This window comes from Streptomyces sp. NPDC091377, assembly GCF_044757045.1.
Taxonomy (GTDB): Bacteria; Actinomycetota; Actinomycetes; order Streptomycetales; family Streptomycetaceae; genus Streptomyces.
The window spans coordinates 86540-99872 of record NZ_JBIVUE010000026.1; the positions used below are offsets into that span (position 1 = coordinate 86540).

Genomic DNA, 13333 nt, shown 5'->3' on the forward strand with positions numbered 1-13333 from the left:
CTCGGCCGCACCGCCGCCTGCGCCGGTGGCGCCGTTGTGGGCCCGGGGGTCGTTCGGGCTGGTGTCGCCGGCACGGGTGGCGTGGTCGGTGCGCGGGCGGGGGGCTACCACTTGTCGGCTTCCTCGTGTGCGTTGTAGAGCCCGAATCCGGTGGCCGCGGCGAGGGTGTCGTCGTCGGGGAGGTCGTCGAGGTCGTCGATGCTGTCGTCCTCGTGCCGCTGCGCTGGGTCGTCGGCGTTCTGGCCGGTGTCGTGTTCTGGGCGGCGGGCTGTGGGGAGGGGGATGGCGGTGGTGCGGGCGATGAGGGCCTGTTCGGTTCTGGTGGCGTGGCCGCTGTGGACGCGGCGCATGAGCTGGTCGAGGGCGTCGGCGAGGTCGGCTTCGTACTGCTCTGTATCGCCGTGGTTGTCGTGCAGGGCGAGTGTTCTGATGTGCTGCCAGGTGTGGTCGTTGAACGGCTGGTGGACGTGGTCGCGGTGGATCCACGGGATCTCGGTGAGTTCGCCGTCGGGCAGGCGGATCCAGATCTGGCGGACGTCGTGGGGGTTGTGGTGGATTTCCCATTTCCCGCCGCGCGCCGTGATGGGGGAGGGCTGGCCGCGGTAGGGGGCGAGGAGGTCCGCGTCGTAGGTGCGGTGGTGGATGCGGATGCCGGAGGCGGTGATGGCCTGCCAGCGCACGGGCAGCAGTTCGAGGTAGTCGTGGCCGGTCAGCGGGACGGGGACGTGTCCGGCGACGGCGATGAGCGCGGCCCACATCTGGTTGGAGGTGAGGGCCTTCTTCGGCATCATCGGGTGGCGCAGGCCTTCGTGGGGGCGGTGGTGGTAGTGGACCAGCCATTCGTCGAGGAGGTCCTGCAGGTGGGGGACGCTGTAGCAGGCGTCTTGTTCGGTGTCGGGGCCGCGGCGGGTGACGTCGGATCCGGTGTAGCCGGGCAGGTGCTGGCAGAACAGCGCGTTGATGGTGCCGAAGGCGCGTTCCACGATGCCTTTGGCGGTGGGGGCGAACGGCGGTGCGGGCTGGACGCTGATGCCGAGGGTTTCGCAGGCGGCGGTGAACGCGCGGGAGACGAAGACGCGGCCGCGGTCGACGACGATCGTCTCCGGCAGGACGACGGGCCGGGCCGCGGCGCCGGCCAGACGTTCGTCCAGCGTGGCCAGCCGTTGGTGGGGGAGTGCGCGGGCGTGGTCCATGCGCAGGATGTTGGGCCAGGTGGGGCGGGCGGGGTGCGGGACGGCCATCTCCGCCAGCAGCAGGGCCGCGTCGACGGCCTTGGTCGCACTCGGGCACAGGACGGCGGCGAGGATGGCGCGGGTGGCGACGTCGATGGCGATGGTGAGTTCGGGGCGGGCGAGGCGTCCGTCGTCGAAGAGGGCGAGGACGTCCAGGCGGGTGGTGTCGACCTGGACCTGCTCGCCGGGCCGCAGCGCGCTGGTGGGGGTGAAGGCCCGTCCGTCGAAGCTGGCGGGAATGGCCCGGACAGGCCCGGTGGGCAGTTCACCGGGGCGAGCGAGGGTGGTGACGAGCCGGTACAGCGTGGCCTGGGACGGTGTGGGCACCGTGCCGGGCCCGTGCCGGTCATCCAGGATGTGGTTGATCAGGGGGAACAGACCGTTGATGGTGCCCTTGGAGCGGCCGCGCCGGCGGCGCAGCGCCTCGCGGACGGCGGCGACGACCCGTTCGTCGGCCCGCCCGGTGGGACTGGGGGCGCGCGTGCTGCGGTGGTCGAGGAGCCCCCACAGGCCTTGTTTGCGGTAGGCGAGCCGCATGCGCTGGACCGTGGTGCGTGAGACGCGCCCGAAGCCGAGCGCGGTCAGCTCTTGGGCCTTGGCCTGCTCGCGCTGGGCCAGTGTGTGCTGCTCGGGGTCGTACTGCGGCCGCACCGCCCCGTCACTGCCGGGCCCGCCGGCAAGGCCGCATTCAACCTCTCTCACGTGCCGCTGCCAGGCCAGTGCCTTCTCACGCGCCGCGGCGGGGGCGGTCTCGAACAGCCCCCACTGCGGGGCCGGCTGGGGCACCTCGGCCCCGATGACGGTGAAGCCGGGGTCGGCGAACAGGTGCCCGGCGAGTACGGCCTCACCGCCGCCGTCCGGGCCGATGAGGTGGATGTCCTGCCCGGCCAGGGCTACCACCTGCCACTTCACGCCGCGGAAGCGGACGTGAGCCCCGACCCTGAGCGCCGGTCGGGTGTTGCGCCGGGCGCTCACCTGCGGCCTCCCGTCCTGTCCAGGCCGTTTCGGCTCTGGGCCGGGCCGACCAGGACCTGCTCGTGGAGGGGGGTGTCCAGGTCGGTTGTCAGTTGTCTGTGCCACAGGGCATGGAAGAGGGCAGGGAGAACCTCGATGGGGTCGCCGGCCGCTTCCGCGCCTTGGAGCAGGGGCCGGGGTTGGGCGAATGCGTCGAGGACGGCGGGCATGAGGCCGGGGCGCCCGGCGTTGCGAGGGTGGCGGTACCCGGCCAGCCATTTCAGATTGGCGGCGAGGATGTCGTCGAGCGGGGCGAGACGCCGGTAGGTCCAGCCGAGGTGCGCGCAGGCTTCCGCTACGGCCTCCGCGGCGTTCAGGGCGCGTTCGCCGCCGGCGTCGGGGTGGCTGGGGCAGTCGGCGAGCAGGGCGGTGCCATCGGTATAGCGGGCGAACAGCTGCGGAACCCAGGAGCGGACCTGTCCGCGGTGGTTGCGCCACAGCAGCCGCACAGGCCGGCCCGCCAGCCCGGTCACCTCCGGGGCGCGGTCCAGGACCATCAGCTGGAGGCGCATCGCGTTCGACCCGGCCGCCACGTGCCGTCCGGTCGTGGCCGACCACCACAGGCCCGGTCCCCACCGCCGCCCCGGGATCGCCGGGAACGCGGAGACGGGCGGTAGGCCCTCGAAGGCCACTGCCAAGGCCGCGTCCACCCATCGCTGCTGGACCATCTGCCCGAGAGGGTCGAGGAAGACCGCCTCGAAGCCGCTCCCACACGGTGCGGCCCGCCCTGGCCGGCCCCCGGGCCGGGTTTCTGCTGCGTTGATCACTCGCGCCAGCAAACTCCTGCCCAGCCGCGCGCGCTCGCATTTTCAGTATTTCTGCCACCGACGAGTGCTCTTATCGGCCAACAGCCAACGCGCCCGCTACGAACACGATTCTCAGCCGCCGTCTTCCTGGCCGGCCGCGAGCATGGTCATCAAGGCGTCGGGAGACATTTCCGCCCACTGGGCGACCTCTTCCAGGGGCATCCCAGCGTTCACCGCGGCCAGGGCGGTCCGCTTCCAGGCATTGTCGATCAGGGCGGCGCTGTGGCGGAGGTTGCGCAGAAGCTGTTGGGCGACGTCGGCGGTCGGTCCAGTCTGCACCCCGCGCAGCTGGAGCAGCTGTTCCTCGGCGCTCTCGATGGTGCTGGTGATCAGCGCACGCTGTTCGGCGGGCACCGTCGCGCGCCACATCCTTCCCGAGCCGGGCGCCTTCTTCTCCTTGCCCAGCACCCGCAGCTGTCCGGCCATGGTGGCGGGCTGGTGTTCCTGGCGCAGCCACCAGGGGTCGTTGTCGTATCCGGGCGGTCCGCCGACCCCGCGGCGGATGCGGATGACGCTGCCCATCCAGGAGGTCAGCGGGCCGCCGTAGTCGGTCGCGGCCAGCGGCCCCAGCCACGGCCGGCCGACCCGCTCACCGAGCCGGCGGCAGAACATCCCGTCGGCGGGCAGAGCCCGCGGCCGCCCCGCGCCGCTGTCGGTCCACGCCAGCTGAGCCATGGCCGGGTCCAGCAGCGCGTCGGCCACGGCCACCACCTCGGGGAAGACGACCGTGTCCCGCCCCACGGTCCGCCAACGGTCCAGAGCCGTCCCTGCGTTGCCGCCTGCGACCTGGTGCAGGCGCTGCGGCCAGATCGTCTCCCGCTCCCAGTGCAGGGCCTGTTCCCACCACCGGGCCACCACCGCGTGCGCCAGCGCGAACACCCGCTCCGGCTCTACTCCGGCCCGTGCTGCCCGTCGCGCCACACCGGTCCACCGCCGCTGCGCCGCGGCTACTTCCGGCACACCCCGCAGGTCCAGATGCTCAAGAGGCTGGTCGGCGTCCGCGTCCAGAAGCCACCGCCCGTGCCGGACACACACCCGCTCCCAGCGCGGCGCGTACCGCACCACCCGCACGGCTGTCCCCGTGCGGCGGGCCGCGCACAGGCGGCAGCCGAAGGCGACCGGGCCGGCGACCGCGCCACCGGTCCGCCACGCCGCCGCCGGCACCCCGTTCTTTCCGGCCGACAGCTTGGTGTCCTCCTGTCCCCAGGATGGCAACGCCCGCGCCAGCACGTCTTCTTCGGCGCCGGACAGGCCCGCCAGGAGCTGCCGTCCGGCTGTGTTCAGCAGTACCTCGGCGTCGGCCCGCGCGCCCCCGCCGTCGTGCCCCGGCGGGTAGTTGCGCCACTGCCAGTACGACCGCAACACCTTCGCTTCCATCCCGTAGCGGCCTGCGATGCGGCAGATCAGCGACGAGGTCGTCTCCCCAGGCAGGGGAGCTGTCCGCAGAAGGCCGGGATGATGGGGCACTCCACCACCGTCTCGTTTTCGGCGATCCGGGTGGGCGTTTCTGGGGAGCCTTGGCCAGTTTCCGTCACCCGAACGGGTGAGCGGTGTATCGCTAACCGTAATCATGCGACAGAATGCCTGTCCGATCTTCAGCCTGCCTGGTGGCGCCGACTTCTAACATGGCCTCAGGTACGGGGGAGCGAGTCTTGGGGAGGGGACGCGCGGGTGAAGGTTCTCAGGCCGACAGAGCCGACGAGCGAGCAGCTCACGGTGATCAATAATCACAAGCCGGGGGTGTTCGTCGTACGGGGCGCCGCCGGCAGCGGCAAGACCACTACCGCCCTGTACCGGCTGAAGTTCACCGTCCGGTACTGGCAGCGGCGCCGCCGTGACGGCTTCATCGACGGTCCCGTGCGGGTCCTGGTCCTCACCTATAACAAGACTTTGCGCGGCTACATCGAGGAACTGACCAAGGAACAGATCAAGGGCAACGACGCCGAGCTGACGATCTCCACCTTCGCCAAGTGGGCCACCGACCGCGTGCCCTACGAGCGGATCCTTCAAGAGCACCAGCACAACGGAAAGCTGGACGCCCTGGCCGCGGCCCTGCCCCTGTCCGAGGACTTTGTACGCTCTGAAGTGGATTATGTCCTGGGCCGCTTCACGCCGGACCGCCTGACCGAGTACATCGAGTGCGAGCGGCAGGGCCGTGGCCGTTCCCCGCGCATGCCGGCCTCGCTGCGCCGTCGGCTGCTGGACGAGGTGATCGTTCCTTTCCAGGAGTGGAAGAAGGAACAGCAGGCATGGGACTGGGCTGACCTGGCCAACGCCATGGCGGCCAAGGGCGCCGACGACCCGTACCACGTCGTCGTTGTGGACGAGGCCCAGGATTTCTCCGCCAACCAGGTCCGGGCGGTCCTCAACCACGTCACCGACGAGCACACCCTCACCTTCGTCCTCGACGCGGCCCAGCGCATCTACCCCCAGCGCTTCACCTGGGCTGAAGTCGGCTTGAGCGTGGGGCCGCACAACAGCAAGCTGCTGTCGAAGAACTTCCGCAACACCCGGCAGATCGCTGCCTTCGCCGCCCCCCTGCTGCGCGACGTAGAGACCACGGACGATGCCGCGATCCCGGACCTCTCTTCCTGCGGGGAGGATGGCGACAAGCCCTTGCTGGTCCAGGGGACCTTCACCCAGCAGATGGACCACGTGGTGCAGTTCCTCAACGATCTCGGCCCGGAGAACGACGAGTCCGTCGCCATCCTCCATGCCAGGGGCGGCGGCTGGTTCAGCGAGGTCAAGGCACGCCTTAATACAGCCGGGCTGGCCTGGGTCCCGCTCACGCGTACCGGGGAATGGCCCACCGGCCCGGTGAACGTGGCGCTGTCGACCATGCACTCCGCAAAGGGCCTGGAGTTCGACCACGTGATCATCGTCGGCCTCAGCAGCGAGGTCATGCCGCACGCCACTGAACCCGGTGACAGCGAGCGAGACGCGCACCTGCGCCTGCTGGCCATGTCCGCTGGACGGGCCCGCAAGACCTTGACCATCACTTACAAGCCTTCCGAGGCCAGCGACCTCATCGCCTGCATGGACCCGGACACCTATGACGTGAAGGCCGTATGACCACCACAGAGCCGAGTCCGCCCACGTCGGACGGCGACATACACGCCGAGGGAATCAGCACGCTCCTCCAGGAACGAAAGATCACCGAAGTGGTGCACTTCACCACCAACCGTGGTCTGCTCGGCATCCTCGTGCAGCGGCTGTGCAAAGCTCGGGCGCTCCTTGCCAAAGACGAGTACCTCGAGAGCATCTACCACGAGAACACCAAGTGGCGTCGCGAGGATCCCAAGTACTGGTCGTACGTGAACCTCAGCATCAGCGAGCCCAACCACCGTTTCCTTCGTATCAGCAGCGAAGACTGGTGGGCGAACGAAGACCTGTTCTGGGCTGTCCTCAGCTTCGATCCAGTGATCATGACGCACCCCGGCGTCCTCTTCGCCCCAGGCAACATGGGATACGAAGGCATCACCCCCGTCGAGGGACTGCCCGGAGCCGAAGCCCTCTTCGCTGACCGCGTCCCCAAAGGCTTCAAGAAGACGATGCCGCGTTGGGACCGAGCGTCCCACCTCCCGACCAATCCCCAGGCCGAAGTGCTCTACCCGCAGGCTGTCTCAACCCGACACCTGCAGCGCATCTTCGTCCTCACCGACGAAGACGCAGCGAAGGCCGAGGCCATTGTCAGTGTCAGCGGACATGATGAGGTCGACATCATCGTCGACCCGGTCACGTTCGGCAGGTAAGGACTACGGTGAGCGCCATGCAATGGGAGGCAGTACGCGCCTCAGCCCAGTGGGCGGCGTACGGAGATGCACTCGGCTTCATCACCGAACTGACCGACACCGCCGGCGTGCGACGACGCGTCGGACAGGATGAAGTCACCACGACCGTGCCCTGGAAGAGGCGCGTGGGAGGCCGCTACGGACGCGACATGCCTCTGCCCGCAGGCGCCTACTCCGATGACACCCAACTGCGCCTTGCAACTTCACGCGCCATTCGCGGAGACGGGGAATTCGACGCCGAGGCCTTCGCGAAGATCGAAGTCGTTGCCTGGCAGGCCTACGCCCTCGGCGCCGGCCGCGGGACCAAAGCGGCAGCCACCGGTTTGATGCGGGTCGAAGCCAAGTGGTCCCAGAACGTTTTCGCCACCAAAGCCGCCCGTTACGTCGACATCGGCGGCAACGGCGCCGCCATGCGTATCCAGCCCCACGTCTGGTCCGCACGGGACCTCACCAACTGGGACCACATCACCCGCGACGTCGTACGCAACGCCGTCAGCACTCACGGCCACCCCCGGGGCATCCTCGGCGCCGTCCTGCACGCCATCCTGCTGGCCCACGCCCTGGACACCAACGAACTCCCCGGCCCCAAGCAGTGGCGCCCCGCAGTCGACTGGCTGGAGCAGGTACCGGACGTCATCGCAAAAGACGACGAACTGGCATACCTGTGGCTACCCACATGGAGTGATGCCGCTGGCATCGACTTCCGCTCGGCCGCCGTCACCGTCGCCAACGAATGCCGCGCAGCACTCGAGGCATTCGACCCCACAACGCCCCTCACAACAGAGACCTACGCTGCCCTGGTGCAGCGGTGGGGCGGCTTCGACGACGCAACGCGTGGATCAGGCACAATCACCACTCTGCTTGCCGCGGTTCTGGCACATGCCTATGCCGACTCCCCAGAAGCTGGCCTGCTCCTTGCCGCCAACACCCTCGGCTCGGACACCGACACGATCGCCACCATGGCTGGCGCTCTTCTAGGCGTCGTCACGGCAGGCCCCCCGCCTGGCACCGTGCAAGATGTCCAGCTAATCGACTCCGAGGCACGGCGCATGTGGGACATTTCTCAAGGGCGTGAGGCCTCCACATTCGCCTACCCGGATCTTCTGCGCTGGAGCCCTCCCAAGGCCACGCTCGACCTCGTAGGCCACACGCCAATGGGGCCAGCACTGGCCGGTCTGGGGCCCCTTACGCCTACGGACACACCAGCAGCGAGTAACCAGACCACATACGTGTGGGGCACTTTGCCGTTCGGCCAGAGCGTCCTTGTCCGCGCCAGGCCGGATCTCAGGCCACTGGATGAGAACCTGCTCCCGGGGGACGTGCGACCACCGCGGAGTCGGCGGGCTGCAGACGTCCCGAAAGAGCAGCAACCTCTCTTCGAAGCCCCGGTGCAGGCTGCCGTATCCGCCGATCAAAGGCCCGTCCTTGCCGGGACTGCACCTGGTGCGGTGAGCGAGCGTGCCCACCGGCAGGCACCACCGTCCATTGAGGAGATCGTTCAAGAGCTGGCGAGAAACGGGTTCACTCCCGATCAGGTAGGCCGGGCCTTGCTTCACCAGATCCGAGGTGGTCGGTACGGCGTCGAGCGGGCCGCTGCCTTCGCTGGGCTACTGGCCCGCGCCTATCACAGCGAGCAGGAGCGCCCTCGCTGAAACGAGAGCTGCCTGTGCGATTTCTCGGGTTGGTGTCGGTGGTGGTGAGAGTCGGTCGTGCTGGTCCGGGGATGGGTGTTGCGGGGCTGTTCAGTGGGTGTTTGTGGGTGGGTGGGCCGCTGTCATGGGGTGAGAGATCTAGGGATGGGATTGCTGGAGTGGGGCTTTATCGCATGGTGGCTGATGTTGTCTCAGGTTCGTGAGTTCTTATGCGGTGAGGTGGGCCCGGTCGGTGTGATCGGGGTGTGGAATCAAGAGGTAAGGGCCGGTCGTGGTCCTGTGCTGCCCCGGGGGTTGGTGGTGCGTCGTCTGCTGGAGCGGCAGCAGGGCGACGCCCCGGGGCCTCCACTTCGCTGACGTCCCCGCTCAACGACGAGCCGGGCAGCCTGTCACGCTCATTCCACGCCCAGCTCCGTGAGTGCGGCGCGCTGTTCGGGGGTGAGCTTGTCGCGGCGGGTCTTGGTGTTGGAGATCCACACGCCCAGTTTCACGACCACCGGGGCAGCCTCGCCTTCCACCGCGATCTCTTCTGCATGCGCCCTGGGGACGCGGTGGTGGCCTTCGCGGGCGATGTACTGTGCGAGGGCCTGAACGCCTTTGTGGAAGGCCGCTGACGCCTTCCCCGGCGCCTTCTCACCCTTGGCCGCCCGGGTCGCAGCGGGCCGTTCGACGGGCTTCAAGCCCAGCTGGGACAGTCGCTCCTGCTGCTCGCTCGACAGCTGCGCCCAGGCGGTCGGCTGGGTCTGCCGCTGGAGCCATCGTCCGATGTCGTCGCCGTCGAAGGTCACGCCAGGTGCGATGTCGGGAAGGTGGCCGTCGGCGTCGACGAGGTCGGCGAGGACGCGGTAATGCCGTTGCCAGTCGAGCGGCCACGGGCAGTCCCAGTCCTCATCGATGGCGGTCAGCTGCGCTGCCCGCACCGCGGCGCGCTCGGGGTCCTTCCCGAGGCCGCCCTTCCGGCGGAGGTTGGCCATGTGCTGGCCGACCGGGACGAGGCCCTCGGCTTCGCTCTCACCCCAGACGGCGTCTTGGCGGGGGGCGAGGTGTCCGGTGGCGCGGTGGTAGGAGCGGAGCGCGGCGAGCTTGGCTTCCCATGCCTCTTCGCCCGGCTCCCAGACCATCCCGGCCTCCGGCGCGTCCAGCAGGGTTTTGCGCCGCTTCTCCAGTTCCCCGGCCCGTAGTGCCTTGCGCTGCTGGTGGACCCATCGCCCAAGAGGAAACGACTTCGTCGCTCCGACTTCGACCTCAACGTCGTAGGGCACGGCGTAGAGCCCGGTGATCTCGTTCTCGGTGCGCCAGCGGAGCAGGGCCTGGTAGCCCTCCAGCCAGACGAGGCTGTCCGGCCGGTAGACGCGGGTGCGCAGGAAGGCTGCGATCGTGGCGGCGTCCCGGGGAGTGGAGAAGTGGAGCAGGGCGGATTCGGCGGTGGCCTGGGTGTCGTCGTGCTCCTGGTCCTCGCCGTCGCCCGAGCCGTCGGCGCCGATGATCTGGCCGTTCTCGTCGCGCTGGACGTGGACCTTGCGCTTGCCGCTGGTGAGGGCGCGGGAGGCGAGCTGCTCGACGAGTCGTTCATCATGACTGCGGAGCCCTTGCAGAACGGCTACAAGGGGGCGGAACGAGGCGGAGGCGACCATGTCGTTCGGGTCCTCGTTCGGCTCCAGGAAGATGGGCACGATGATGCGTGCGATCTTCGTGGTGCCGTCGCGGTTGAGCCGGAGCGCGCGGCCGATGTTCTGGACGATCTCGACCTGGGAGCCGCGGGTGTCGGCGAAGCAGATCGCCTCTACCCCGCGCTCGCCGGTGATGTCGACGCCTTCCCCGAGGACCCGTACGGAGGCGAGGAACGCCCGGTGTACGCGCCGGTTGTTGGCGTCGATGCCGTTGGCGAACTGCCGGATGACCTCGCGGCGTTCGGCCACCAGGTGGTCGCCGCACAGCCACGCCGCCCACACCCGGTCCGGGGGTACGTGGCGGCCGGCCTCCAGGCCGTAGAACTCCGCGTCGATCGAGGACGCGGGCAGTGTCTTCTCCGCCTTGACCATGGTCTCGTCATCGGTGTCTGTGACGTACAGCTTGGCGGCGGTCTTCGGCAGAGCGTCCGCGAACGCCGCGGCCTCTTCTACCTTCTGGTGGAACGTCATGACCGTACGCAGGTTGTACGCCGCGGCGTGCTCCAGGAGGGCGGTCTGCAGCAGGGCCAGGCGCCGGCCCCGCAGCGCCTCCTCCGACAGCCCGAGCACGGGCGAGGGGTCGCGGATCTCCAGCACGTCGATCTCGAACGGAGCGAGGATCTCCCGCTCGATCGCCTCCGAGAGCCCGAGTTCGGCCAGCCACGGCCCGTAGGTCTGCGAGTCCTGGCCCATGGACGCGATCTCCAGCTCCTGGCCGTCCTTCCCGCGCTGCGGGCGGGGCGAGGCCAGGATGCGCGGGGTAGCGGTCAGGTACAGCCGGAAATCCGCCGGGATCCGCACGTTGTCGTGGATCGCCGCCCACGGACGACCTAGATCACCTGCCGTACCGTGGGCTTCGTCCACGATGGCGAGCGAAAAACCGTCCATGCGCTGCCCGTACAGCCGGTCTCCGCCCGCCAGAGCGGCCTCCAGCGGCCCGCGAACGCTGCCCTGGCCCGATGGGCCCTCGAAGTCCTCGCGGTCCACGAGAGAGGCGTACGTGGCGAACACGATGACCGGCCCGCGGGCGGCCCACAGGGCGAGCTGGATCGGGTTGGTGGTGGTGCGCACCCCCAGCTCGTTCAGCACCGGGTCGTTCTCCAGCGAGCACACCGCGACCATGGGGGAGAGGTGACCGACGGCCCGCCACGCCTGGGCGGTCTGCACGAGCAGGTCCAGGGTCGGCACGGTCACGAGGATCCGGCCGTCCGGGAAGCACTCCAGGGCGCTCGCGGCAGCCATGATCGTTTTACCGGAGCCGGTCGCTGACACGATCGTGCCACGGGCACCCTCGGGGGGCACGGATGACCTTGCAGGGAATCCGACCCACTTACGGAAGCTCGACTTCTGGTCGATCTGGTGTTTCTTGAGCGGAATCCTGCTCATCGTCCATCACTCTCGCTCGTGCCGTGCAGCCAGGCTTCCCGAAGCCTTTCGAGTGGGGTTTCCGATTCGCATTCCCTGCCCCAGACCCCCCTGAGCCACATGGGAGCATGGCCGATGCGCTCGCACAGTACGAACGACTCGGGCATCTCAACCAGGTGGTAGACGTCCTGCGGGAAGACACCAGCGGGCCCGTAGATACGCCACAGCCTTTCCAGCCGCGCCCGGTTTTCGACCAGATAGTCATCCAGCGCCTGAGGGTACGCCTCCCGTTCCGCCAGGCGTACGGTCCGCAGCGCCATGCCCACGGTCTCCCGGAACTGCTCCGTGTCCCACTGGTCGGAGCTGGTGCCGGTCACGGCCGTGTAGTGCTGTCCGCAGATGTCCAGGATGCGGTCGACAAGTTCGGCCGGCGCCTCGCCGCCTTCTGCTTCGAGGGCCGAAGGCACGCCCCCGCTCACTGACTGCGCATCGGGATCACCGATGTGGGTGGCTGCTTCCAGGTTCAGGCCGTGGTGGTCCAGGTAGGCCAGGAGGAAGAGGGCCAGGGCGCGGCCGGGGTCGCTGGCGTGCTCGATGTAGGGCTGTTCGCTGGTCCAGCCGAACGTGGCCTGGTGGGGCCGGGGGTGTACGCCGTTGGTGTGCGGGTCGGGAAAGGTGACAGCGCGGGTGAAGAAGTCGTCCAGGCGGCGGACCAGGTCCGCGTCCGGGGACTCCGGCTCACGGCCGCGCACGGTGGCGGTGGCGTTCTCCAGGATGGTGGTCAGGTACCGCCGGCGGCCTTCTTCATGCTGCCGGAGCTCGCTCCCCCAGCTCTCCTCGACCACGTCCACCACGCGGTACATGCCCTGGTCCCCGTACACGCCGCCCGGCTTCTCGTGCGCTTGGCGCACCTTCGCCACGGCCTGTTCCACCGACTCCGCATACGCGTAGTGCGTCAGCGTGACGGCCCCCGGGTGCGCCGGATCGGTCCGCTGCGCCACGATCCGGTAGCGGATCAGCTCCGGGTCCGACTCTGCGGCCGCAGCGCTCTCGCGCTCCTGACGCTCACGCTGCGCCTGCTGCCACCGGTGCACGTCCGGGTCACTCTCGGGAGAGTAGGCCTTCCAACCGTCCTCGGTCATCAGGGTCCAGATGCGCTTCAGCTCGTTCCGCCGGACCGCTGCCAGCCGGTCCTCCGTGCTGAGCGGTCCCGGCTGGTCCTCGCGGTTATCCAGGCCGCCAGCGGCTACCCAGAGCTCGTGAATCTGTTCCGCCGTCAGTCCGGTAACCTCACGATAGATTTCCTTCCGCGCTTCAAAGCGCCTTTCGAATCCCAGCGAATTCAAAGCGTCCTCGCTTTCCCGCGCCCCCACCATAGTTGCTTAGGGGATGCCCCATGTTTCCGCCAACGGTACATGCTGCGTCAACCTGATGCACCTGCTATCCTGAAACCCGACACGAACGAGGGATCCCCCACCCTCACAACCAGCCCGGCCCGCGACAGCGGGCCCCAAGGTTCGGGAGGCAAAGCCGGACGGACCGTCAGGCGGGGGAGCGCAGCGGACCCGCCCCCGGGAGTGCGAAGCACTCCCCAACTCCCCTACAAAAAGCCTCACTAGCCGCACGTGACACCCCGTCAACCCAGCGGCCGCGCATCGCGCGGCGCGCCGGACGCGCAGCGGCCGGCTTCACCAGGATCCTGGAGCGCAGCGGAGGGATCCGCCCGTGCACCGCACGGGCACGGGCCGCAACGCGGCCCGTCCGCTTTCTTCGGGCGCAGCCCGAAGGGACCCGCTCCGCGGG

Annotated in this window: 8 protein-coding genes; 3 read left to right on the top strand and 5 right to left on the bottom strand. The window is 69.0% G+C overall.

Going from position 1 to position 13333, the window contains the following annotated elements; translation table 11 throughout:
* Positions 1 to 104 precede the first annotated feature (104 nt).
* The 3 genes from ACIQNG_RS35715 to ACIQNG_RS35725 all read right to left on the bottom strand — a co-directional run bounded on the left by ACIQNG_RS35715 (position 105) and on the right by ACIQNG_RS35725 (position 4519).
* Complete coding sequence (locus ACIQNG_RS35715; RefSeq protein WP_401490983.1) at positions 105 to 2207, bottom strand: Mu transposase C-terminal domain-containing protein; 2103 nt, start codon at positions 2205 to 2207, stop codon at positions 105 to 107.
* Positions 2204 to 2914, bottom strand: a complete 711-nt coding sequence (locus tag ACIQNG_RS35720) for a TnsA-like heteromeric transposase endonuclease subunit (protein WP_401490985.1) — start codon at positions 2912 to 2914, stop codon at positions 2204 to 2206. Before ACIQNG_RS35720 ends, ACIQNG_RS35715 begins: the two co-directional genes overlap by 4 nt.
* A 210-nt stretch (positions 2915 to 3124) precedes the next feature.
* Positions 3125 to 4519: a DNA-binding protein gene (locus ACIQNG_RS35725; RefSeq protein WP_401490987.1), complete on the bottom strand. Its 1395-nt coding sequence runs from the start codon at positions 4517 to 4519 to the stop codon at positions 3125 to 3127.
* A 204-nt stretch (positions 4520 to 4723) separates the two neighbouring features.
* On the opposite strand from ACIQNG_RS35725, the gene ACIQNG_RS35730 reads away from it, so the two are divergent.
* The 3 genes from ACIQNG_RS35730 to ACIQNG_RS35740 are packed head-to-tail and all read left to right on the top strand — an operon-like array spanning position 4724 to position 8495.
* A complete protein-coding gene (locus tag ACIQNG_RS35730) occupies positions 4724 to 6124 on the top strand; it encodes a 3'-5' exonuclease (protein WP_401490989.1) in 1401 nt (466 codons plus the stop codon).
* Positions 6121 to 6804, top strand: coding sequence for a DarT ssDNA thymidine ADP-ribosyltransferase family protein (locus ACIQNG_RS35735; protein WP_401490991.1), 684 nt, complete (start codon positions 6121 to 6123; stop codon positions 6802 to 6804). Before ACIQNG_RS35730 ends, ACIQNG_RS35735 begins: the two co-directional genes overlap by 4 nt.
* A gap of 17 nt (positions 6805 to 6821) precedes the next feature.
* A complete protein-coding gene (locus ACIQNG_RS35740) occupies positions 6822 to 8495 on the top strand; it encodes an ADP-ribosylglycohydrolase family protein (protein ID WP_401490993.1) in 1674 nt (557 codons plus the stop codon).
* A 395-nt stretch (positions 8496 to 8890) separates the two neighbouring features.
* Here ACIQNG_RS35740 and ACIQNG_RS35745 read toward each other — a convergent pair whose 3' ends face one another.
* Positions 8891 to 11551 (bottom strand): Helicase associated domain protein, encoded by a 2661-nt coding sequence (locus ACIQNG_RS35745; RefSeq protein WP_401490995.1) that lies wholly within the window; start codon positions 11549 to 11551, stop codon positions 8891 to 8893.
* Positions 11548 to 12876, bottom strand: a complete 1329-nt coding sequence (locus ACIQNG_RS35750; RefSeq protein ID WP_401490997.1) for a hypothetical protein — start codon at positions 12874 to 12876, stop codon at positions 11548 to 11550. Before ACIQNG_RS35750 ends, ACIQNG_RS35745 begins: the two co-directional genes overlap by 4 nt.
* Positions 12877 to 13333: the final 457 nt, after the last annotated feature.

What these genes read in the sequence shown, in the direction of transcription:
- ACIQNG_RS35745 (WP_401490995.1), bottom strand. Translation starts at nt 11,551, where the DNA reads ATGAGCAGGATTCCGCTCAAGAAACACCAGATCGACCAGAAGTCGAGC.
- ACIQNG_RS35740 (WP_401490993.1), top strand. Translation starts at nt 6,822, where the DNA reads ATGCAATGGGAGGCAGTACGCGCCTCAGCCCAGTGGGCGGCGTACGGA.
- ACIQNG_RS35720 (WP_401490985.1), bottom strand. Translation starts at nt 2,914, where the DNA reads ATGGTCCAGCAGCGATGGGTGGACGCGGCCTTGGCAGTGGCCTTCGAG.
- ACIQNG_RS35735 (WP_401490991.1), top strand. Translation starts at nt 6,121, where the DNA reads ATGACCACCACAGAGCCGAGTCCGCCCACGTCGGACGGCGACATACAC.